The 20,642-nt window shown below is 39.4% G+C and carries 23 protein-coding genes; 14 read left to right on the top strand and 9 right to left on the bottom strand.

Annotation, left to right across the window (positions count from 1 at the left end; genetic code table 11):
- The first annotated feature begins 130 nt into the window (after positions 1–130).
- Positions 131–2,284 (top strand): prolyl oligopeptidase family serine peptidase, encoded by a 2,154-nt coding sequence (locus CGC50_RS13275; RefSeq protein WP_095911190.1) that lies wholly within the window; start codon positions 131–133, stop codon positions 2,282–2,284.
- A gap of 11 nt (positions 2,285–2,295) precedes the next feature.
- Here CGC50_RS13275 and CGC50_RS13270 read toward each other — a convergent pair whose 3' ends face one another.
- On the bottom strand, positions 2,296–2,814 hold the full coding sequence (locus CGC50_RS13270; RefSeq protein WP_095911189.1) for a hypothetical protein: 519 nt from the start codon (positions 2,812–2,814) through the stop codon (positions 2,296–2,298).
- 248 nt (positions 2,815–3,062) lie between these two features.
- On the opposite strand from CGC50_RS13270, the gene CGC50_RS13265 reads away from it, so the two are divergent.
- The 11 genes from CGC50_RS13265 (at position 3,063) to CGC50_RS13220 (ending at position 11,279) form a co-directional block, all read left to right on the top strand.
- Complete coding sequence (locus CGC50_RS13265; RefSeq protein WP_095911188.1) at positions 3,063–5,210, top strand: prolyl oligopeptidase family serine peptidase; 2,148 nt, start codon at positions 3,063–3,065, stop codon at positions 5,208–5,210.
- Positions 5,211–5,337: 127 nt separating this feature from the next.
- Entirely contained in the window at positions 5,338–5,580 is a 243-nt protein-coding gene (locus tag CGC50_RS13260) for a hypothetical protein (RefSeq protein WP_095911187.1), read from the top strand.
- The gene (locus tag CGC50_RS13255; protein ID WP_095911186.1) at positions 5,577–5,789 is read left to right on the top strand and encodes a hypothetical protein; all 213 of its coding nucleotides are present in this window, start codon (positions 5,577–5,579) and stop codon (positions 5,787–5,789) included. The genes CGC50_RS13260 and CGC50_RS13255 overlap by 4 nt, the downstream gene beginning before the upstream one ends.
- Positions 5,790–5,998: 209 nt before the next feature.
- Positions 5,999–6,724, top strand: a complete 726-nt coding sequence (locus CGC50_RS13250) for a hypothetical protein (RefSeq protein WP_095911185.1) — start codon at positions 5,999–6,001, stop codon at positions 6,722–6,724.
- A gap of 34 nt (positions 6,725–6,758) precedes the next feature.
- Positions 6,759–7,478: a hypothetical protein gene (locus CGC50_RS13245; protein ID WP_095911184.1), complete on the top strand. Its 720-nt coding sequence runs from the start codon at positions 6,759–6,761 to the stop codon at positions 7,476–7,478.
- Between the two features lie 63 nt (positions 7,479–7,541).
- A complete protein-coding gene (locus CGC50_RS13240; protein WP_095911183.1) occupies positions 7,542–7,787 on the top strand; it encodes a hypothetical protein in 246 nt (81 codons plus the stop codon).
- Positions 7,765–8,610 (top strand): hypothetical protein, encoded by an 846-nt coding sequence (locus CGC50_RS13235; RefSeq protein ID WP_095911182.1) that lies wholly within the window; start codon positions 7,765–7,767, stop codon positions 8,608–8,610. The genes CGC50_RS13240 and CGC50_RS13235 overlap by 23 nt, the downstream gene beginning before the upstream one ends.
- A 257-nt stretch (positions 8,611–8,867) precedes the next feature.
- Complete coding sequence (locus CGC50_RS14225; protein ID WP_232781148.1) at positions 8,868–9,002, top strand: transposase; 135 nt, start codon at positions 8,868–8,870, stop codon at positions 9,000–9,002.
- A gap of 80 nt (positions 9,003–9,082) precedes the next feature.
- Positions 9,083–9,568, top strand: coding sequence for a transposase (locus tag CGC50_RS14220; RefSeq protein WP_317045628.1), 486 nt, complete (start codon positions 9,083–9,085; stop codon positions 9,566–9,568).
- Between the two features lie 19 nt (positions 9,569–9,587).
- The gene (locus CGC50_RS13225) at positions 9,588–10,883 is read left to right on the top strand and encodes an NAD-dependent succinate-semialdehyde dehydrogenase (RefSeq protein WP_095911181.1); all 1,296 of its coding nucleotides are present in this window, start codon (positions 9,588–9,590) and stop codon (positions 10,881–10,883) included.
- A gap of 78 nt (positions 10,884–10,961) precedes the next feature.
- On the top strand, positions 10,962–11,279 hold the full coding sequence (locus tag CGC50_RS13220) for a hypothetical protein (protein ID WP_095911180.1): 318 nt from the start codon (positions 10,962–10,964) through the stop codon (positions 11,277–11,279).
- A gap of 68 nt (positions 11,280–11,347) precedes the next feature.
- On the opposite strand, the gene CGC50_RS13215 is transcribed toward CGC50_RS13220, so the two are convergent.
- The 3 genes from CGC50_RS13215 to CGC50_RS13205 are packed head-to-tail and all read right to left on the bottom strand — an operon-like array spanning position 11,348 to position 14,151.
- Positions 11,348–12,508 (bottom strand): GlmU family protein, encoded by a 1,161-nt coding sequence (locus CGC50_RS13215; protein WP_095911179.1) that lies wholly within the window; start codon positions 12,506–12,508, stop codon positions 11,348–11,350.
- 1 nt (position 12,509) lies between these two features.
- Positions 12,510–13,637: a 3,4-dihydroxy-2-butanone-4-phosphate synthase gene (gene ribB / locus CGC50_RS13210; protein ID WP_095911178.1), complete on the bottom strand. Its 1,128-nt coding sequence runs from the start codon at positions 13,635–13,637 to the stop codon at positions 12,510–12,512.
- Between the two features lie 37 nt (positions 13,638–13,674).
- On the bottom strand, positions 13,675–14,151 hold the full coding sequence (locus CGC50_RS13205; protein WP_095911177.1) for a hypothetical protein: 477 nt from the start codon (positions 14,149–14,151) through the stop codon (positions 13,675–13,677).
- Between the two features lie 162 nt (positions 14,152–14,313).
- On the opposite strand from CGC50_RS13205, the gene CGC50_RS13200 reads away from it, so the two are divergent.
- Both CGC50_RS13200 and CGC50_RS13195 read left to right on the top strand, forming a co-directional pair.
- A complete protein-coding gene (locus CGC50_RS13200; protein WP_095911176.1) occupies positions 14,314–14,724 on the top strand; it encodes a BrxA/BrxB family bacilliredoxin in 411 nt (136 codons plus the stop codon).
- A gap of 60 nt (positions 14,725–14,784) precedes the next feature.
- Complete coding sequence (locus CGC50_RS13195; RefSeq protein WP_095911175.1) at positions 14,785–15,666, top strand: ion transporter; 882 nt, start codon at positions 14,785–14,787, stop codon at positions 15,664–15,666.
- A 27-nt stretch (positions 15,667–15,693) separates the two neighbouring features.
- Here CGC50_RS13195 and CGC50_RS13190 read toward each other — a convergent pair whose 3' ends face one another.
- From CGC50_RS13190 to CGC50_RS13170, 5 genes are read right to left on the bottom strand one after another with little or no spacing between them, the layout of a single operon-like run.
- On the bottom strand, positions 15,694–17,526 hold the full coding sequence (locus CGC50_RS13190) for an ABC transporter ATP-binding protein (RefSeq protein WP_095911174.1): 1,833 nt from the start codon (positions 17,524–17,526) through the stop codon (positions 15,694–15,696).
- Between the two features lie 47 nt (positions 17,527–17,573).
- A complete protein-coding gene (locus CGC50_RS13185; protein ID WP_095911173.1) occupies positions 17,574–19,292 on the bottom strand; it encodes a phospho-sugar mutase in 1,719 nt (572 codons plus the stop codon).
- Between the two features lie 32 nt (positions 19,293–19,324).
- Entirely contained in the window at positions 19,325–20,026 is a 702-nt protein-coding gene (locus CGC50_RS13180) for a M949_RS01915 family surface polysaccharide biosynthesis protein (RefSeq protein WP_095911172.1), read from the bottom strand.
- 17 nt (positions 20,027–20,043) lie between these two features.
- Positions 20,044–20,259, bottom strand: coding sequence for an AtpZ/AtpI family protein (locus CGC50_RS13175; RefSeq protein WP_040359823.1), 216 nt, complete (start codon positions 20,257–20,259; stop codon positions 20,044–20,046).
- Positions 20,231–20,641, bottom strand: coding sequence for a bactofilin family protein (locus CGC50_RS13170; RefSeq protein ID WP_095911171.1), 411 nt, complete (start codon positions 20,639–20,641; stop codon positions 20,231–20,233). The genes CGC50_RS13175 and CGC50_RS13170 overlap by 29 nt, the downstream gene beginning before the upstream one ends.
- Position 20,642 lies beyond the last annotated feature (1 nt).

Genomic DNA, 20,642 nt, shown 5'->3' with positions numbered 1-20,642 from the left:
TCATACATATAGGAAAAAAACGTATATTTGTTGTGTTTTTTAAGACCTTTCTTCTTTACTTGAATACAAGAGAGAAAGGTGGAGGAATTTTATTTCTTTGAAAAAAGAATAATATTAATTTACTATACATATGAGACAATTCTTTATTCCCCTAAGTTGTGTATTAGTGCTTTCGGCCTGTCACGACAAGGTTCAAAAAGAGGAGAACACTCAAGAGGCATGGGAGCAGATAACCTATCCTGAAACCAAAAAGGAAAATGTGGAAGACACCTATTTTGGAGAAAAGGTCATAGACCCCTATCGCTGGCTTGAGGACGACCAAAGTGCTGAGACCGAGGCTTGGGTAAAAGCCCAGAATGCGGTAACCTTCGGGTATCTACATTCTATTCCCTTCCGTGACAAAATCAAAGCACAGGCCGAAAAGCTATGGAATCATGAACAGCTCACCGCCCCCTTTCGTGTAGGTGAGTATACTTATTATTATAAGAATAATGGACTACAGAACCAAGATGTCCTCTACCGCAAAGGCAAAGATGGCAAAGAAGAACTCTTCCTTGACCCCAATGGCTTTGCTGCTGATGGTACTACTTCGCTCGCAGAGGTGAATTTTTCCAAAGATGGTTCCCTTGTATGCTACCTTATCTCGGAAGGAGGAAGCGACTGGCGCAAGGCTATTGTCATGAATACCCAAACCCGTGAACAAGTAGGCGATACCATTGTAAATATCAAATACTCAGGAGGCTATTGGTACAAAAACGAAGGCTTTTACTATTGTAGTTATGACAAGCCAAAAGGAAGTGAGCTTTCCGAAAAAACCGACCAAAATAAGCTCTATTACCACAAGCTCGGCACTCCACAATCTTCAGATGCCCTCATCTTTGGAGGCAAACCAGAGGAGAAAAACCGCTTCGTAGGAGGCTATGTATCCAATGATGAAAACTACCTTATCATCCGTGGAGAAGAAACTACCTCTGGAGGTAAGCTTTGGATCAAAGATCTTAGAAAACCTAATAGTCCCTTAGTAAATATCCTAAATGACTATTCTTCTGATACCTTTGTTCTTGCCATCAAGGGTGATAAAATCTACTTCCAGACCAACCTAAATGCTCCTAATGGAAAAATCGTGGTGGCAGATCTGAAAGACCCTACTCCCGCACACTGGAAAGACCTTATCCCTGAAACAGAAAATGTCATCACCCCTGTAATAGCTGGAAAATATATCTTGGCTCACTATATGAAGGATGCCATTTCTGAGGTAAAACAATACGACTTCGAAGGGAAGTTCATCCGTGAGATAAAACTTCCTGCTCTGGGTACTGTAACCTTGGAAAGTGCTAAGGAAGAAGAAAATGAAAGCTACTTCTCTTTTGAAAACTTCTATACTCCTTCCAGTATCTACAAACTACACTTGGAAAAAGGAGACACCGAGCTCTATTGGGCTCCGAAAATGGACTTCAACCCCAATGATTTTGAATCCAAACAAGTATTCTACACCTCCAAGGATGGAACCAAAGTACCTATGATTATCTCCTATAAAAAAGGCACCCCCTTGGATGGTACTGCCCCTGCAACCCTCTATGGCTATGGAGGATTCAATATCAGCTACACCCCATGGTTTGCCGTTACCTATGCTATATGGATGAACAATGGTGGCGTATTCGCAGTAGCCAACATCCGTGGTGGTGGGGAATATGGTAAGAAATGGCATGATGCGGGCACCAAGTTCCAAAAACAAAATGTATTTGACGACTTCATTGGCGCTTGTGAGTACTTGATAGATAACAAATATACTTCCAAGGAAAAACTCGCCATCAAAGGAGGTTCCAATGGAGGTCTGCTTATAGGTGCCGTAATGACCCAGCGACCAGACCTGATACGAGTAGCCCTTCCCTATGTAGGGGTGATGGATATGCTCCGCTACCACAAGTTCACCTCAGGTGCTGGTTGGGCTTATGACTATGGTACTTCCGACGATAGCAAAGAGATGTTCGAGTACCTCAAAGGCTACTCCCCTATACACAATGTAAAAGAAGGTACTTGCTATCCTGCTACCCTTATCTTCACTGGAGACCATGATGACCGTGTGGTACCTGCCCACAGCTTCAAGTTTGCCGCACAATTGCAGAGCAAACAATCCTGCAAGAACCCCGTATTTATACGAATAGAAACCAATGCAGGTCATGGGGCTGGTACTCCTGTAAGCAAGATCATAGACCAAACTGCCGACTGGCAAGCCTTTGCCCTTTGGAATATGGGATACAAAAAACTGCCTAACGAGAAATAACCTTGCCCTCTCTAAGAGGCACAAGCTATAATCTTTGGAATACTTCCTTTTTGCTTATTCCCTTTTTTAGAAAGGTGAATAGGGAGAAAGGAAGTATTTTTTTGTAGAAACCTCCCCCCTCTATCAAGCAATCTATCACGAGGGGATAGTATATCTTCTTTTATGACAACTTGGCTAAGTATCGGCACTATCTTAGGCTTAGGACTTTCCTTCGTCTCAGTCGCTTGTTTACCCTCTGTAATGCGTGTTTGTTTTTGCGCTACTGGTTCCTCTTTTCTTGAAACCTTTGGGGTAGTAGTTACTTCCTTAGAAGCAGAAGAAATCAGCTCTTTCTCTGCAGGAGGAGTACTGATCTTTTGTTGAGATTTTTCGGCTGTTTTCTTCTGAGGTCTGTTCCAACCCTCCATAGTAGCCAAGAGCTTGATAGCAGCCAATCTCTCTCGTATGGTAGGATAAACAGTTTTTTCTCCTTGCTTTTGAGCAGTTCCTTGGGCTATCTCCAAGAGTATTTGTATAGCTTGTTCTCTCATGATGGTGTATAAATTAGATTTCTGGGGCAAAGGTACAATCCCCCAAGAGGCAAAGTCAAGAAGACACCCCATGAGAAGTGAGAGGAGAAACGAGAATAATGATCAACAATCAATGATCAATGATGAATGATGAATGCTACAACCCAACAACTAAAATCTAAAACCTTTTTTGTTTTTTCAAAAAAAGTCGTATATTTGTAGCGGTTTTAACAGAAACATTAAAAGCTGTTAATTTAATTATTACATCTATGAGACATTTTTTTATTCCCATGGGTTGCTTGCTTGCTCTTTCAGCTTGTAAGAACAACACCCAACCTGCCCAAACAGAAGAGATGAAAGACTTTGCCTACCCTCAGACCAAAGAACAAGTTGTAGAAGATGACTACTTTGGCGAAAAAGTAGCGGATCCCTATCGCTGGCTTGAAGACGACAGAAGCGCCGAGACAGAAGCATGGGTGAAAGCACAAAGCCAATTCACTACTGATTATCTCAATGCTATTCCTTATCGCAAGACGATCAAGGAACAATTGGAGAAACTCTGGAACTATGAAAAATCCGGAGCACCCTTCGTAGAAGGAGACTATACCTACTACTACCGCAACAATGGTCTGCAAGATCAGAGCGTCCTCTACCGTAAGGACAAGGAGGGTAAGGAAGAAGTTTTCCTTGACCCTAACAAGTTTGCAGCTGATGGAACTACTTCCTTGGCTGGAATCAACTTTTCAAAAGATGGTTCTCTGGTATGCTACCTAATCTCCGAGGCTGGTAGCGACTGGAAAAAGGCGATTGTACTCAATGCTAAGACCAAAGAACAAATAGGCGACCCTATTGTCGATGTCAAATTTGGAGGTGGTAATTGGCGTGGCAACGAAGGTTTTTACTACTCTTCTTATGACAAACCAAAAGGTAGTGAACTTTCTGAAAAAACAGACCAAAACAAGGTATACTACCATAAGTTAGGTACATCCCAAAAAGAAGATGTGCTTATTTTCGGAGGAACTCCTGAGGAAAAAAATCGCTATACCGATGCTTTTGTAACCGATGATCAAAGATATCTTGTTATCTTCGGTGCAGATGCTACCTCTGGCAACAAGCTCTTTATCAAAGACTTGAAAGATCCTAAAGCACCTTTGGTAACTATCCTTAACGACTATTCTTCCGACACTTCTGTGATTGATGTAAAAGGAGACAAGCTCTACCTCTTCACCAACCTGAATGCGCCTAACGGAAAAGTGGTAGTCACCGATATCAAAACTCCTACTCCTGATCACTGGAAAGACCTTATTCCTGAGACCGAAAACGTATTGGATGTGATCACTGCTGGTGGCTATATCCTTGCCAAATATACCGTAGCTGCCCTTACTGAAGTGAAACAATATGACTTCACAGGTAAGTTCATCCGCGATATCAAGCTCCCTTCTATAGGAGTAGCAGGAGGGTTCTCTGCCAAAGAAAACCAAAAAGATACTTATTTCTGGTTTACCAACACTTGTACCCCTACAAGTATCTACAAGCTCAACTTAGAAAGCGGAGAAACGACCCAATACTGGAAACCTTCTATCAACTTTAACTCCGATGAATACGAATCCAAACAAGTATTCTATACTTCCAAGGATGGTACTAAAGTGCCTATGACTATCACTTATAAGAAGACGACCAAGCTCGATGGTACAGCCCCTACCCTACTCTATGGATATGGTGGATTCAATGCCATTACTTATCCTTACTTCGGGGTAAGCACTGCTATATGGATGAACAACGGAGGAGTATATGCCACTGCTAACATCCGTGGAGGTGGTGAATATGGTAAAAAATGGCACGATGCAGGTACTAAATTCCAAAAACAAAACGTGTTCGACGACTTTATCGCTGCCGCAGAATACCTTATCAAAGAAAAATACACCTCCAAAGAGAAATTGGCTATCAAAGGAGCTTCCAACGGAGGTCTTTTGGTAGGAGCGGTGATGACCCAGCGTCCTGACCTTATGCGTGTAGCCTTGCCCGATGTAGGAGTGATGGATATGCTTCGCTACCACAAGTTCACCGCAGGAGCAGGTTGGGCTTATGACTATGGTACTTCCGATGATAGTAAGGAGATGTTCCAATACCTAAAAGGCTATTCTCCTATACATAATGTAAAAGACGGAGTATGCTATCCTGCTACTATGGTATCTACAGCTGACCATGATGACCGTGTAGTACCAGCTCACAGCTTCAAGTTTGCTGCTCAATTACAGAAAAAACAAGCCTGCAAGAATGTACCTATCATTATTCGTATAGAAACCAATGCAGGACATGGAGCTGGTACCCCTGTAAGCAAGATGATCGAAGGATATGCTGATGAACAAGCCTTCTCCCTCTGGAACATGGGATATAAGGAACTACCTAAACAGTAGTCAGTGATCAGTAGTCAGTGAACAGTGATCAGCCTATGACAAATGATAAAAGACAAATGACGAATCTCTTCTAAAGTTTAGGAGGATTCGTCATTAGTCATTAATAATTAACCATTAACAATTGACAATGAATGGTATAGGATTGGAAAAATATACTAAAATTATCGGAAAAGGTATGCATGGAAATCATCCAGCTTATGATAAATATGTAAAAACGCAATTAGATAGATTTAATAAAATAGGTTTAACTCCTGAACAAGCTAATAAGTTCTTACAAGAAGAATTAATTCCTGATTTAAAAAAGAGAATTATAGAAGCCAAAAATTCAGGGATGAACCTAAACGAATATTTTAAAGGAATTAATAAATGAAATACTTTATTATAGAAGAGTCTATTGACTTAGATATTATCGGAGAATATCCACAAGTGTCCCCAACAGAAAATTGTGTGTTAGGATCTCCATTTTCCAATAAAAGACTTTCTTTTGGAGAGATTCCTAATAAAATACCTTATTTAGAATTAGAGTTTAATAAAAAGGCTAAAAAACAACTCTTGATTTTGGAAACTTACACACTTTGAGGGATAGTGTCGCCTTTGCTTTAGCTTTCTTTTATATCAATTATGGGTACATCTAAAGTTGTATCATACTTTTTGAAGCACCACCCAAAAGCTATATCCCCACCCCCGAAGCCTCCCGTCGCCAACAATTAGAAAGAGAACGCATCGGCAAATGGTAACACCCTCTTACCTCTTAACTCTTACCTAAATCCCCGCTAAAACTTGGAAAAATGAATATTTTTAAGAAAATAACAAATGAATTAGGAGTAGATACTCCATTAGATAAAATCATAAAAGAAAAACCTAAGTCTTTTGATATGGATAAATTAAAAGATGCTATGGTAGTAGAAGTAAATGATAAAGTATATCGAGAACAAAAAAGCCTCCCAAGAGAATTTAGTTGGATTTTTTTCATCATTTTTACAATCGGATTCTCTTTTATACTAATAGGAATTTTATTAAATAATGAAAATGTTATTATACATATCATTAGTATAATTATTTATATAATTATTTGTGTGGGAGCAGGGGCTTTCCCTTTATTTGCTCCTTATAAAGAACTTATTTTAAACCGTGAAGAAGGAACTATTAGTATGCCTCGTGCTTTTAAAAAAGAAAATGTGGTTATCTCTTTTGAGGAAGGAGATGGTATTGTTAAATTCACAGCGGGAGGGGGAGCCGCTCCTGATGTTTATTTAGTTTTTTTGCATAAAAATAGAAAAAAAGGCGGACATTTATCGCATTCTGATATCTATGCTTTTTGGGAATTTGTAGTCTGGTATATGGATAAAAACCGCCCACTACCCCCTGGCACTGCCTTTGATCCCTATCGTGAAGCAGATTTCCAGCGCCGTAAAGCCGAGGGGTTTCCTAAACCGCTCTACAAAAGCTATATCCCCACCCCCGAGGCTACCCGCCGCCAACAATTAGAAAGAGAACGCATCGGCAAATGGTAATACCCTCTTAACTCTTACCTAAACAAAGGCAATAATGAATATTTTTAAGAAAATAACAAATGAATTAGGAGTAGATACTCCATTAGATAAAATCGTAAAAGAAAAACCAAAGTCTTTTGATATGAATAAATTAAAAGATGCTATGGTAGTAGAAGTTAATGATAAAGTATATCGAGAACAAAAAAGTCTCCCAAGAGAATTTAGTTGGATTTTCTGTTTTTGTTTTGCTTTTATTTTTATGCCTATAGGGGTATTTTATAATACAGAAAATGGAATAGAACGTATTGTTAGTATAATTATTTATATAATTATTTGTGTGGGAGCAGGGGCTTTCCCTTTATTTGCTCCTTATAAAGAACTTATTTTAAACCGTGAAGAAGGAACTATTAGTATGCCTCGTGCTTTTAAAAAAGAAAATTTGGTTATCTCTTTTGAGGAAGGAGATGGTATTGTTAAATTCACAGCGGGAGGGGGAGCCGCTCCTGATGTTTATTTAGTTTTTTTGCATAAAAATAGAAAAAAAGGCGGACACTTATCGCATTCTGATATCTATGCTTTTTGGGATTTTGTAGTCTGGTATATGGATAAAAACCGTCCTCTACCCCCTGGCACCGCTTTTGATCCCTATCGCGAAGCAGATTTCCAGCGCCGTAAAGCCGAGGGGTTTCCTAAACCGATCTACAAAAGCTATATCCCCACCCCCGAGGCTACCCGCCGCCAACAATTAGAAAGAGAACGCATCGGCAAATGGTAACAAACTTTTAACTCTTAACTCTTACCTAAACAAAGGATATATAATTTTAAACTGAAAATAGATATGAAAAATTTTGAACACTTCTCTGTAAATTGGGTCAAAGGAATGAATATAAATGCCTCTCACTTTATAGATACCGAAAATTTCTTCTTAGAGAGATTAGCAAAAATAACCTCTATTTCTTTCAATAATCTTTATGGGGCTCTCCCTAATAGCCTACTATCTCCTTCCGATATCGAAATACAACCAATAGGAGATAATGCACGTATCATTTTAAAAAAATATTATGGCATTTGCCCTATTTTTTGATGAGAATAATACCACCAAAGTATCTTGTACTACCGAGCATATTTCAGTAACTCCATTCCATAACTCTTGGTATATAGTACTGAGTATAGCTCCTTATCAAAGAGAAAACTTTGGCACTCCTAATCCTAACGAATATCCCTTGCGCTTCCCCTATACACAACCTCCCCTGCAATTGAGAATCCTCAACAAACAAGACGAAGCTCTTCAAAATCCTTTTAGTGTAATTATAGGCGCCCTTACTAAGGAAAAAAAACAAGATTTTAGTATAGACACTCATTATATACCTCCTGCCTTATCAATGGACGCTTATATATCATTACGTGCCTATACTCAAGGTTTCTTGAGAAATTTAGATGCTATCACTCGTGCAGCTAAATATATCATTACCAAAATCACCACACAACCTCATCCCAATACCATCGCACAAAATATATTTACCCTCTGTCAAGAACTACTAAAATATCTTTATACCTGCGATTTTTCTACCTCTTACTACTCTTCACTGCTATCCCTTTTGCAAGTATATCAAAAAATTAAAGAATTAGCAGGTACACTACTCTCTTCTCTATTCTGTATTCACAATAAAGATAAAGAAGAGCTTTTCAAGTATTTTCAGGAGTGGAATGGCTATATGCCTTTTTCTCTCGAACAACTACTACAAGATTTTTATACCCAAAAATACGAGCATAACCACCTACAAAACTCTATGGAAGGTATCCATAACTTGCTTGAGCATCTCAAAAACCTACTAACAACTCTTTCTCAATTAGAAAACATAGGAAAACACCGAGAAAGTATTGTAATCTCTGAAGCTAAATATTAACTTTACTAAATTTATAATGAACAATCTGTAGGAGTTTTTTTGCTTCTTTCAATTATTTTCACTATCTTGCGCTCGTTTTTAACCTCAAAGCTGTTTAAACTTTTTTAGAGAAGTAAAAGTTCTCGAAAATTAGTAATTTTGTGTTTGAGAGAATTCAAGAACTTTGGGCAAAGATACAATAAATAAATGGATTATTCCCTTTTTAAGTGTAGGAAAAAGAGGATTTAAAAGTAATTTTGATTTAGGTTTAATGTTTTTTGATTCTTAAGAGATTAAAAACAGGAGTACAATGGAGAGAACTTCCTATTGAGAGTTATTTTGAAAAAGGTGAAATCTCTTGGCAAAATGTCTATTACTACTTCAACAAATGGAGTAAAGATGGTAGCTTTTAGCGAGTATGGTTGAATCTATTAAGGACGAAGAAAAGAAAGTTAGATATATCTTGCATTCAATTAGATAGTAGTCATACACGTTGTCGCCAAAAAGGAGCGTCAGCAGGTTATCAAGCAAGGAAAAAGTTGTAACCACAAATAGCATTTTTTTGTGTGATAATAAAGGGCAAATGATAGCAATGGGAAGCCCTAAAGCAGGAAATCAGAATGACTTATATGAAATAGAAGAAGTAGTACTAAAAGAAATCTTAGCTTTGTTAGAAGAAGCAGCAATAGAGCATAAAGATCTGTTTCTCAATGCTGATGTAGGATTTGATAGCAAATCTCTTAGAGAGTTTTTAGAAAGCAAAGAAATTATAGCAAATATTAAACCTAATCCCCGAAATGGAGAGCAACCAGATGTTTATTTTGATGAAGAATTGTACAAGAATAGGTTTAAGATTGAACAAGCCAATGGTTGGCTTGACGGATATAAAGGTTTGATAATGAGATATAAGTATCTTGATGTAACTTGGATTGAAATGCTCTTATTAGGGTTTATCTCCAAGTTTCTCAAAAAAGTTTAAACACATTTAATTATAAAAGATGTTAAATAAAGCCCTTACTGCTGTAAGCGAATTAGAAAGCGCTTACCACACTTGGAAAGTTCTTCCTTTAGTTAGGAAAAAAGAGGTTGTCGCTCGTATCAAGGAAAAGCTCCTCACTCATACAGAACAGTATGCCAGCGCCATTACCACCGATATGAATAAGCCTTTGGCACAATCTGTTGCTGAAGTAAAGAAATGTGCTACGCTATGTGAGTATTACCTGAGCCACATAGACGACTTTCTCCGCCCCCAACCCCTGCAAAGCAGCTGGCACGAGAGTTATGTACGCTTAGACCCCTTAGGAGTACTCTTGGCAGTCATGCCTTGGAACTTCCCCTTTTGGCAAGTATTTCGCGTGGCTATTCCCAACCTACTCTTGGGAAATGTATTGGCCGTAAAGCATGCCTCCAATGTTTCTACCGCTGCGGCATTATTAGAAGAAATCTTCCATGATGAATCCTTAGGTTTTCCTATTTATAAGAACCTACCTTTGCCCAGCCAACATGTGGAGGCCATCATCGCCCATCCTGCGATCAAGGGTGTTACCCTCACCGGAAGTGAGTCCGCGGGTAGGTCAGTCGCCCAGTGTGCAGGTAAGCACCTCAAGAAATCTGTTTTGGAACTCGGAGGCAGTGCCGCCTTTATCGTTTGTGAAGATGCAGATCTCACAAAAGCCGTTACCACAGCAGTCAATGCCCGTATGCAGAATGCCGGACAAAGCTGTATTGCCAGCAAGCGTATCTTAGTGCAAGAATCCATAGCCCAATCCTTTATAGAAGCCTTTACCGAAAAAGTAAAAGCCCTCAAACAAGGAGACAAATACGACCTCTCCACGGAAATAGGCGCCATGGCACGGGAGGACTTGGCCATAGAAATAGAAGAAATGGTCAAGCAGAGCCTCGCCGAGGGAGCTACCCTACGCTGTGGAGGGAAGCGTACCGGTGCTTTCTACACTCCTACAGTGCTTACAGACGTGACTCCTACCATGCGAGTATTCAAGGAAGAGACCTTTGGCCCTGTCGCGGTTATCACCACTTTCCGAGATTTTGACGAAGCCATTGCGCTGAGCAACCAGTCTGATTTTGGCTTAGGAGTAGCCATTTTCTCCCAAAATGTAGATTTTGTAAAATCACAAGCCTCTCGCTTTGACGAAGGTGCGGTATATATCAACGAAATGCTCATCAGTGATCCGCATCTGCCCTTTGGCGGCATCAAGAACTCAGGCTATGGCCGTGAGCTCTCCTACTTTGGTGTATGGGAGTTTGCCAATATCAAAACAGTAGTGGTAAAATAATAGGCTCTAAATTTTATAATAAACAATTCTTGCCTATAGACAAAAACTTAGCCCACCCTTGTTCCAAACATTAACGTTATGAAGCGATTTTTTACATTTCTAAACATCTTAGAGCTATTATCGCTTAGCCTTTTCTTGCTCTTTTCTATATTATATCTTTTTGATTTGGGAAGAACAACTATAGGAAAGATACTTTCTGACTACTTAGGAAATACTATTTTGTGGTTGAACTTTATGTATGGAGAGGCTCTGGAGCTACTGACAATCCCTATAGCACTTATTATGCACTTTACCAGTAAAGCACCCTTTACTTATGCTTTATTATATATCAGTATTTTCATTATCAAAATCGCGCTTTGGGTATATATAATGACTCGAGGAGCTATAGGATACTAATAAAATCCCCTTGTAAGTATATCCTTCATACCTACAAGGGGAAATATAATCTATAAAAGAAATATTTGCTATTGGTTATCAAACAACCACTGGAGTATATCCTGTTCTTTCTCATCAAAAGCAATCCCTCTACGAGCCATGACACGCTCTGCTACGGCAAAAGCCTCGTCCAAACGATATTTATCAGCAGAAGTTCCCCAAGCGAAGTTGGGGATATATTTGCTTGGAAATCCAGCAGAGAAAAGGTTAGCAAACACCCCTACAGTGGTACCACTATTGATTTGGGTATTGATAGCCGTTTTCGAATGGTCTCCCATCAGTACCCCACAGAATTGCAACCCTGAAGAAGTATAATCTCCCTTCTGGTAGTCCCATAGCTGTATGGTATTATAAGTATTTTTGAGGTTGGAGACATTGGTATCCGCCCCGAGATTACACCACTGCCCCAATACGGAATTACCTAAGAAGCCATCGTGTCCCTTGTTAGAATACCCCCAAATAACGGAGTTAGAAATCTCTCCCCCTACCTTACTATAAGGACCTATGGTGGTAGCTCCATAGAGCTTAGCTCCCATATTCACGGTAGCGTGCTCACAAAGGGCGATAGGCCCACGCAGGTGACTACCCTCCATCACTTCAGCGTCCTTACCTATGTAGATTTTCCCTTTTTGACAATTGAGGGTAGCAAACTCAACCTTAGCCCCTTCTTCTATGAAGAGGTCTGCCTTATCCCCCAAAAAGCCATTGGTTGGCGAAAGCGGTACAGAGGTACGCCCCTTTGTAAGTAACTCAAAATCAAAATCTATCGCCTTGTCATTGTAGGTAAAAAGATCGGTAGGTTTTTCAAAAACTACCAATGGCTCTTCCCACTCTATAGGAGGTATGGATGAAAGTGTAATACTTTTTCCCACGAAAGCCAACGTCCTCCCTTGATACGTAATAGACTCCCCTACCTCGAGAGAGCGCAATTGCTCTAAAAGTCGAGGAGTAGGCAAGAAATTTGCATAAATAGAGAGGGTAACCTCTTCTGACACACCTGTATAAGGGTACTTCTCTCGCAGGTAATCTGCAGAGAGGTAAGACATTTGTGTTACCCCCAAGAGCCGTTGCCAGCGTTCGGCAAAAGTTAAAATACCTGCACGTAGCTCAGCCGAAGGACGGGTAAAAGTCAAAGGAAAGAAATCCTTTATAATGTTTTTATCCTCAAAGAGAAGTCGTTCTATTTTCATCTTAGTAGTTTACATAATCGGTTATTTCCAACCCATAGCCAGACATCCCTATATAGCGAGAGGGCTCAGAGTTGGTAAGGAGTTTCATATGAGAGATACCTAGATCGATAAGGATCTGAGCACCTATTCCTATATCCTTCACCTGAGAAGAAGGCACTTGTGAAGGGGCTTGCTTGCCTTCCTGAGCCTCCTTGATGGTTTGGATACGATGAAGAAGATTTTGAGAATAAGCTCCTTGGTTGATGACTATGAAAGCCCCTTTGCCAGCCGCATCTATTTGCTGGAAGATACGATTAAGTTCGTTGTCTTTCTTGCACAAAAGATCCAAAATATCATTGCTAATAAAGTTGGCATGAATACGGGTAAGCACCGGTTCGTCCTTAGCCCAAGTACCCTTGGTAAAAGCCAAGTGAATCTGTCCATTGGTAGTTTGTTCATAAGCACGAAGACGAAATTGTCCATAATCCGTATCTATCGAAAAATCTTCTTTTTTGACAATAAGACTATCATGACGCATACGATAGGCTACCAAGTCTTCTATGGAAATAATTTTAAGATTATGTTTCTCAGCTACTTTCACAAGTTGTGGCAAGCGTGCCATAGAACCATCCTCGTTGAGGATCTCAATAAGAATCCCTGCAGGTTCGAGTCCTGCCAAGCGCGCCAAATCGACCGCTGCCTCGGTATGGCCTGTACGACGAAGTACCCCACCTTCTTTAGCTCTGAGGGGGAATATATGCCCTGGGCGACCAAAGTCCTCTGGCTTGGTCTGAGGTTTTACCAATGCCTTAATCGTCTTAGCTCTGTCAAATACGGAAATTCCTGTAGTACAGCCCTCTCCCTTGAGGTCTATAGAAACCGTAAATTGGGTATGGTGCAGTACGGTGTTGTTCTCCACCATCATGTCCAAGCCCAATTCCTTACAACGCTTCTCCAACAAAGGTGCGCAGAGTAAGCCTCGCCCATGCTGAGTCATAAAGTTAATCATTTCAGGAGTCACTTTTTCAGCGGCTGCGATAAAATCCCCTTCGTTTTCACGGTTTTCATCATCTACCACGATGATGATTTTCCCTTGTTTGATATCCTCAATAGCCTCTTCTATGGTATTGAGCTTTATTTCTTGGTCCATTAATTTACTATTTATATTATTATGAAATTTTCTTAAATTACCACAGCCTCAAATCATTACTGCTTTCTGCGTTAGAGAAATTCAGTATCAGGGTAAAGGTCAGTCCCTTAAAAACTGCATCTCGGCGGAAAGGAAGCGAATATCCCACATAGGCCTGATGAATATTGAAAAAAGAAAGCCCTACACGCGGTTGGAAGGCATGGGTATTGAGCGAAGCACCTATTCCTAAGAGGACAAGGCTAAACTCATACCCTATCTCAGGCACTATTTCCATTTTGGACTGCTTACGACCCTCTTCGGTAAAAGTGTTTTGTGCCCCCAAATGTACTCCCGCATAGAGCGAACGGCTTACCCAGTTATACTCTGTATTGAGAGACGCCCCTACAAAGCCCAAGTTATGGGAACGATTGGTATGGGTAAAGGCCGCCCTTACTCCCCAATATTCAAAATCATCAAAACCTTGTGCTCCAGCCCATAAGGGAAGAAACAACAAAAAGAATAATAACTTTCTCATAGAATCCCTTTTAAAGATTTCCCTTGCAAAAGTACAACTTTTTTTCCAATCCCCTACACTTTTAAAAGGATTATTTCTCTAAAAAAATTAACAATTCACTATTCACCATTAATCATTAATTTTTTGTACCTTTGTCCCTGCGAATAAATAATACTAAAAATTATGTATCCACCTGAAATAGTGGCTCCTATGATAGCGGAGCTTGAAAGTGTTGGTTTTGAATCACTTCACAGTGTAGAAAGTGTAGATGAGGCTATTAAGCGCCCTGGTACTACCCTTGTTGTGGTAAATTCTGTATGTGGTTGTGCGGCAAGAAATGCTCGCCCTGCAGTAGTGTTAAGCCTTAAAAATGCTAAGAAACCTGATCACTTGGTGACTGTCTTTGCAGGCTTTGATATAGAGGCTACTGCACAAATGAGAGATTATATGCTTCCTTTTCCTCCTTCTTCTCCAAGCATTGCCCTCTTCAAAGATGGAGAGCTCGTGCATATGTTGGAAAGACACCATATAGAGGGGCGTATGGCCGAGGTAATCGCCGAAAACTTAGAAGCTGCTTATAACGAATTCTGTTAAATAAGAAGTTAGAAATCCAATGAAAGGCCTTTCATTGGATTTTTCTTTATACAATCTAAAATGAAAAAAGCACTAAAAGAAAAATATGAACTCCTAAAAGAAAAGGCTTTTACCATTATCTATGGTAGAGACACTGTTGCAGGAAAGCTTTTTGACCTTATTCTCTTAGGGTTTATCCTTGTGAGTGTTTTTTTAGCCATTTTTGAGAGTATCAAAACTGTAGACAAACATATACACACTCTACTGGTAGTATTGGAGTGGATGATTACCATTTTCTTCACTATAGAGTATATCCTGCGCATCATCTGTACCCCAAAGTGGAAGCGATATATCTTTAGCTTTTATGGTATTATAGACCTAATTTCTATCTTACCTGTATACCTCTCTTTCTTTGTAGTAGAATCCAAATTTTTATCTATTATCCGCATTCTTAGGCTATTACGTATCTTTAGGATTTTAGACTTGGTGCAGTTCACCCAGCAGGCCAATCAGCTAAGAAAGGCATTGAAGAATAGCCAGACTAAGATATTGGTATTCATCTATTTTGTACTGGTACTCTGTGTTATTTTAGGAGCACTTATGTATATGATAGAGCCCCATGACAAGGCCTTTACAAGTATTCCTCGTAGTATCTATTGGTGTATTGTAACACTCACCACTGTAGGTTATGGAGATGTAGTGCCCACCACTACTTTTGGACAAATTATGGCTTCAATCATCATGATATTAGGGTATGGTATCATAGCTGTACCTACAGGTATTGTCACCTCTGAGTACTCGCGTTTCTATAGAAAAAAGGAGGAACAAAAGCCTCATTATTCTCACAGAACTGCCCCCACCAAGTACTCCCATAGCCACACCCATGGTTACTGTAGACATTGTGGAACCTATCCCCTACCCGATGATGCCTTATATTGCCATAAATGTGGGGCAAAACAATGATTCTTTTCACCCTCCATTCTCCAGATTTCACTCACTAAAAGATTGCATTTCTACAAGTTTGCGATATGTGCCATTTTTGGCCATCAGGGAGGTGTGATTTCCTTGTTCTATGATTTTTCCTTTTTCCATCACCACAATAATATCGGCATTTTGAATCGTAGAAAGACGGTGTGCAATAACTACAGAAGTACGATTCAGCATCATTTTTTCTAAGGCATTCTGCACTAATTTTTCACTTTCAGTATCCAAGGCAGAAGTAGCCTCATCCAGTATCATAATAGGAGGATTTTTCAGCACTGCACGGGCTATACTCAAGCGTTGCTTCTGTCCGCCGGAGAGCTTTCCACCCATATCTCCAATATTGGTCTGGAACTTATTAGGTAGATCATTGATAAAGTTGTAGGCATTAGCTACCTTGGCAGCCTCCTCTATTTCTTGGGAAGAAGCATCTGCCTTTCCTATAAGGAGATTATTTGTAATAGTGTCATTGAAGAGAATAGAATCCTGAGAAACAATTCCTATAAGGTCTCTAAGAGAATGAATCTTGATATCGCGGATATCTATTCCATCGAAAGAGATACTTCCCTTATCCACATCGTAGAAGCGAGCAATCAGGTTTGCAATTGTACTCTTTCCACTCCCTGACTGTCCTACCAGTGCCACTGTTTTCCCCTTAGGAATTTCCAAAGAAAAATCCTTTAGGACATATTCGTTGTCATACTTAAACCAAATATTTTTGAGTGAGATAGTTGACTGAAAATCTTTTTTCTCAAGAGCATTTTCCTTATCAAAAATAGGATTAGTAGCATGAATCACCTCCAATACACGAAGAGCAGCAGCATCTCCTTGTCTAAGCTGATAAGAAGCTCTACTAATTGCCTTTGCAGGAGTAAGAATATTATAAGCTAATCCCATATAGGCAATGAACTCTGAACCTCCTAAAGTCTTATCAACCAACACCATAGTACCTCCAAACCATAAGAGAATTCCTATAGCTAAAATCCCTAAGAATTCACTAATAGGAGAGGCCAAATTCTGGCGATAAGAAAGATTGTTCGCATGAGATAGAAAACGCTTAGTAGAGTCAGTAAAGCGCTTTATAAAGACCTTCTGAGCATTAAAGGACTTAATAATACGCAGCCCTGTGATAGATTCTTCTATAATAGAAAGAAAATACCCTTGTTCGGCTTGTATACGTCCAGAATGTTTTTTAAGCGACTTTCCTACTCGTGAAATAGCTAATCCCGCCAAAGGAATAAAAATGAAGACAAAAAGAGTCAATTTCATACTTATTCCACACATAATGATAATAGTGAAGATAATTGTAAGAGGCTCTCTTACAATTAGTTCTAATATGCTAAGATAAGAAACCTGAAATTCATTAATATCGCCTGTGATACGTGCGATTACATCACCTTTTCGTTTTTCTGAAAAATAGGATATAGGCAAAGAAATGATTTTCTTATACATCATATCACGTAAGTCCTTCAGCACTCCATTACGTAAAAGATTAATAAAAATAATGGCTAAGTAATTAAAAATATTCTTCAAAAAGAATAAAAATAATACCAAGGCAATAATATAGGAAAGTGCTTGTACGGGATCTCCTCCTGTATGCTGTGTTACCTGATAGTTCAGATATTCCTTAAAATAGGTATTAGCTTCCGATATCCCCTTATACACTGGTTTTTGATAGATCCTTGCATTGTTATCAAATAGCACCTCCAACATAGGTATTAGGGCTACAAAAGACAAAGAGCTAAAAAGTGCATAGAGAACATTAAAGAAAATATTCAAAAATATATACCTCTTATAAGGCAATACATAAGGATAGAGTCGTTTGATATTGGCTACGTTCATTCAATAATATATAAGAAAATCAATCTTTTACCTAAATCATTTGGTTATTATAAGTTCCATTCTTTGACAATTTTCTGAATCTTGTCTAGAAGTTCTTTCTGTGTTTGCTCAAAAGCTTCAACAGAAGGAAGGGGTGCATTGACACTGAAATAGAACTTGATTTTAGGCTCTGTACCACTAGGGCGTGCTGCGACCTTAGTTCCCTTATCAGTATAATAAATCAATACATTGGATTTTGGAATATCAATTTTCGTCTCCTCTCCTGTAAGAAGATTTCTACTTACGGAAGTCTGATAATCCTCTATACGGACCACCTGCTCTCCTACAAGAGTTTTCACAGGGTTTTCACGGAGATTCTTCATCATTTGAGCAATTTCTTCAGCTCCACTTACCCCCTTCTTCACTACTGAGATCAGATGCTCTTGGTATAATCCAAATTCTTGATACATTTTGAGCATTTCCTTGAAGAAAGAACTTCCTTTAGCCTTAGCTTCAGCGGCAATATTCATCGCCAATAGGGAAGATGTTTCTGCATCTTTGTCACGCACAAAGTCTCCTACCATAAAGCCAAAACTTTCCTCTCCCCCACCGATAAACTGCTGGTTAGGGAAATCCTTAATCATCTTGGCAATCCACTTGAAGCCAGTAAGCCCTTCCTTATATTCTACTCCATATCCCTGAGCTAATCCTCGCATCAGTGGTGTAGAAACGATAGTAGAAGCGATGAACTCATGTCCAGTTTTTTCTCCTTTTTCTTTCCACTTGTCCAAGAGATGCTTAGTCATCATGAGCATAGTTTGGTTTCCATTGAGTAATACCATCTTGCCATGAAGGTCTCGTACAGCGATTCCTATACGGTCACTATCTGGATCCGTACCAAATACAATGTCTGCGCCGACTTCTTCTGCTTTCTTGAGCGCCAAGGTAAGCGCCTCTGGTTCTTCTGGATTAGGCGATTTCACAGTAGGAAAACTTCCATCAGGAGTAGCTTGCTCTTCTACTATGTGTAGTGAGGTATAGCCCGCACGCTCAAAGAGTTTAGGAATAATCGTTACAGAAGTACCATGTAGAGGGGTATACACAATCTTCAAATCTGCTTTTCCTTGGATAGGGAAATTAGCCTTGTCAAGAGAAGCATTTATGAAAGCCTCATCCACCTCTTTATCCACCTTTTCGATAAGAGATTCGTCTGCAACAAACTGAATATCAGAAAACTGAATCTTATCAATTGCTTCCATAATCTCCTTGTCCTGAGGGGGTACCAATTGTCCACCATCTGTCCAATATACCTTATATCCGTTATATTCCGGAGGATTGTGAGAAGCGGTAAGCACCACTCCACTGTGGCATTTTAAGAAGCGAATGGCGAAAGAAAGTTCAGGAGTAGGTCGTAGTTCTGAGAAGAGAAATACCTTAATCCCATTGGCTGAGAAGACATCTGCTACTATCTTGGCAAATTCTTGTGAATTATGACGGCAGTCATAAGCAATAGCCACCCTTACTTGCTCATTGGGATATACCTTTTTTAGGTAATTGCTAAGTCCTTGTGTATTTTTGCCTAAGGTATAGCGATTCATGCGATTGGTACCTATTCCCATGATACCACGCATCCCTCCTGTACCAAACTCCAAATTCTTGTGAAAACACTCTATCAACTCCTCTGGATTTCCTTCAAGGAGCTGACGTACAGTCTCTTGTGTAGCAGCATCAAAGGCTGGAGTAAGCCACGATTGCGCATTTGTTTTACTTTTCTCTAATAAGTTCATAATTTATTATTATTTTCCACTGATTCAATTTCTTATTTTTTCAACTTTTTAAAATCCTCAGGATTAAACAATGTAAGTTGATTCTCTTGCAAACGATTGATGGTATCAAAGATCCTTTGACGAATAGGCTTGGGCAAAGAGTAATAAGAAGCATCTATTTGAGTTTCCCTTCCTATATCATCTGGAGAATCCTGATGGCGAATAGCCGTTTTCTTCCCCTTGTGGTAAGCTAAAATTTTAACCTTTGCACGGTCGGGATCTCCATCGGTAGGAGTAGCCCCATAGACAATGACAGGATCCACATAACCATCCTTGTCCAAGTCGGTAAAAGAAACGAACTTTGTCCAAAACCAAATAGAGAATTCCCATCCTTCCCACTCAGGGCGATAGTCATAAAGTAGCTTTACCTGACGAAAAGCATCTTTATCTTCTATAAGATGAAAGGCCTTAATCTTGTCATTAATAACCTCACCTTCACTATTTCTTCTATAATTCTTTTCTTTTTTTGAGGAGGAATCATAGAGCTTGTTCTCTGTAAATACCCAAAAATGTTTACCCTCCCTATCTTGATAGGTATAAACCTTCACAATAGGATAGGTTATTCCTAATTTTCTCTGTATCTTAGTAGGGAATTGCTTTTGTATCTGCTCATCATCCAAGAGTTGTGCCTGTGAAGGATCTTGAGCATGTGCAAGTAATGTACAAAAAAAGCCCCAGAGAAAGTATTTTCTCATATTCTTAAATCTTAAAATTAATCTTTCATTTGATTTACTTGCTTTATGACGGTATACAGAGAAGCAAACACACCAAAGAGTGCCCCTAATACAGTACCCCAAGGGGATATACTAAGGAATTTTTCGTCTAAATAAGTTCCCAAATAGGTACAAAGAACTATAATTACCGCCATTTGAATACCTATTTGGGAAAATTTGACCCAATTATTTAAGTTCTTTCTTTGCTGGTTCATTGCTAAAAGTAGCCCCTCCTTTCACTCCCATTTTACAAGTCACATTGAAGACTGCCCCTGGTTCTATAGCCAGCTTATCGGTCTGTACTTCTCCTTCTATAACTGCAGTAGTCTTAAGGCTAAGAGTACTTTTTACCACCAGAGTTCCATTGATCGTGCCCTCTACATCGGCATTGGTACAGATTATATTTCCTTTGATAACACCCGTTTTTCCTACTACAAGTCTGCCAGAGGTTTGTATCGTTCCCTCTATTTCCCCATCTATACGGAAATCAGCACCTGAATTTACTTCACCTTTGATTTTGGTACCTGCTACGATGCGGTTACTTCCCGCTACTGAATTGTCTACTGCCATATTTTTTTTATTTTCTTTATTAAACATT

It is taken from the genome of Capnocytophaga gingivalis (assembly GCF_002302415.1).
In the GTDB taxonomy this organism is placed as follows: domain Bacteria; phylum Bacteroidota; class Bacteroidia; order Flavobacteriales; family Flavobacteriaceae; genus Capnocytophaga; species Capnocytophaga gingivalis.
The sequence above is the reverse complement of the archived record's forward strand: the minus strand, read 5'-3'. Positions and strand labels throughout refer to the sequence as shown.

Excerpts from the sequence above, each read along its gene's own strand:
- ribB (WP_095911178.1), bottom strand. The coding sequence starts at position 13,637 with ATGGACCAAGAAATAAAGCTCAATACCATAGAAGAGGCTATTGAGGAT.
- CGC50_RS13240 (WP_095911183.1), top strand. The coding sequence starts at position 7,542 with ATGAAAAATTTTGAACACTTCTCTGTAAATTGGGTCAAAGGAATGAAT.
- CGC50_RS13185 (WP_095911173.1), bottom strand. The coding sequence starts at position 19,292 with ATGAACTTATTAGAGAAAAGTAAAACAAATGCGCAATCGTGGCTTACT.
- CGC50_RS13200 (WP_095911176.1), top strand. The coding sequence starts at position 14,314 with ATGTATCCACCTGAAATAGTGGCTCCTATGATAGCGGAGCTTGAAAGT.
- CGC50_RS13180 (WP_095911172.1), bottom strand. The coding sequence starts at position 20,026 with ATGAGAAAATACTTTCTCTGGGGCTTTTTTTGTACATTACTTGCACAT.
- CGC50_RS13255 (WP_095911186.1), top strand. The coding sequence starts at position 5,577 with ATGAAATACTTTATTATAGAAGAGTCTATTGACTTAGATATTATCGGA.
- CGC50_RS13175 (WP_040359823.1), bottom strand. The coding sequence starts at position 20,259 with ATGAACCAGCAAAGAAAGAACTTAAATAATTGGGTCAAATTTTCCCAA.
- CGC50_RS13245 (WP_095911184.1), top strand. The coding sequence starts at position 6,759 with ATGAATATTTTTAAGAAAATAACAAATGAATTAGGAGTAGATACTCCA.
- CGC50_RS13265 (WP_095911188.1), top strand. The coding sequence starts at position 3,063 with ATGAGACATTTTTTTATTCCCATGGGTTGCTTGCTTGCTCTTTCAGCT.
- CGC50_RS13205 (WP_095911177.1), bottom strand. The coding sequence starts at position 14,151 with ATGAGAAAGTTATTATTCTTTTTGTTGTTTCTTCCCTTATGGGCTGGA.
- CGC50_RS13270 (WP_095911189.1), bottom strand. The coding sequence starts at position 2,814 with ATGAGAGAACAAGCTATACAAATACTCTTGGAGATAGCCCAAGGAACT.
- CGC50_RS13275 (WP_095911190.1), top strand. The coding sequence starts at position 131 with ATGAGACAATTCTTTATTCCCCTAAGTTGTGTATTAGTGCTTTCGGCC.
- CGC50_RS13225 (WP_095911181.1), top strand. The coding sequence starts at position 9,588 with ATGTTAAATAAAGCCCTTACTGCTGTAAGCGAATTAGAAAGCGCTTAC.
- CGC50_RS13235 (WP_095911182.1), top strand. The coding sequence starts at position 7,765 with ATGGCATTTGCCCTATTTTTTGATGAGAATAATACCACCAAAGTATCT.
- CGC50_RS13220 (WP_095911180.1), top strand. The coding sequence starts at position 10,962 with ATGAAGCGATTTTTTACATTTCTAAACATCTTAGAGCTATTATCGCTT.
- CGC50_RS13250 (WP_095911185.1), top strand. The coding sequence starts at position 5,999 with ATGAATATTTTTAAGAAAATAACAAATGAATTAGGAGTAGATACTCCA.
- CGC50_RS13190 (WP_095911174.1), bottom strand. The coding sequence starts at position 17,526 with ATGAACGTAGCCAATATCAAACGACTCTATCCTTATGTATTGCCTTAT.
- CGC50_RS13215 (WP_095911179.1), bottom strand. The coding sequence starts at position 12,508 with ATGAAAATAGAACGACTTCTCTTTGAGGATAAAAACATTATAAAGGAT.
- CGC50_RS13195 (WP_095911175.1), top strand. The coding sequence starts at position 14,785 with ATGAAAAAAGCACTAAAAGAAAAATATGAACTCCTAAAAGAAAAGGCT.
- CGC50_RS13260 (WP_095911187.1), top strand. The coding sequence starts at position 5,338 with ATGAATGGTATAGGATTGGAAAAATATACTAAAATTATCGGAAAAGGT.
- CGC50_RS13170 (WP_095911171.1), bottom strand. The coding sequence starts at position 20,641 with ATGTTTAATAAAGAAAATAAAAAAAATATGGCAGTAGACAATTCAGTA.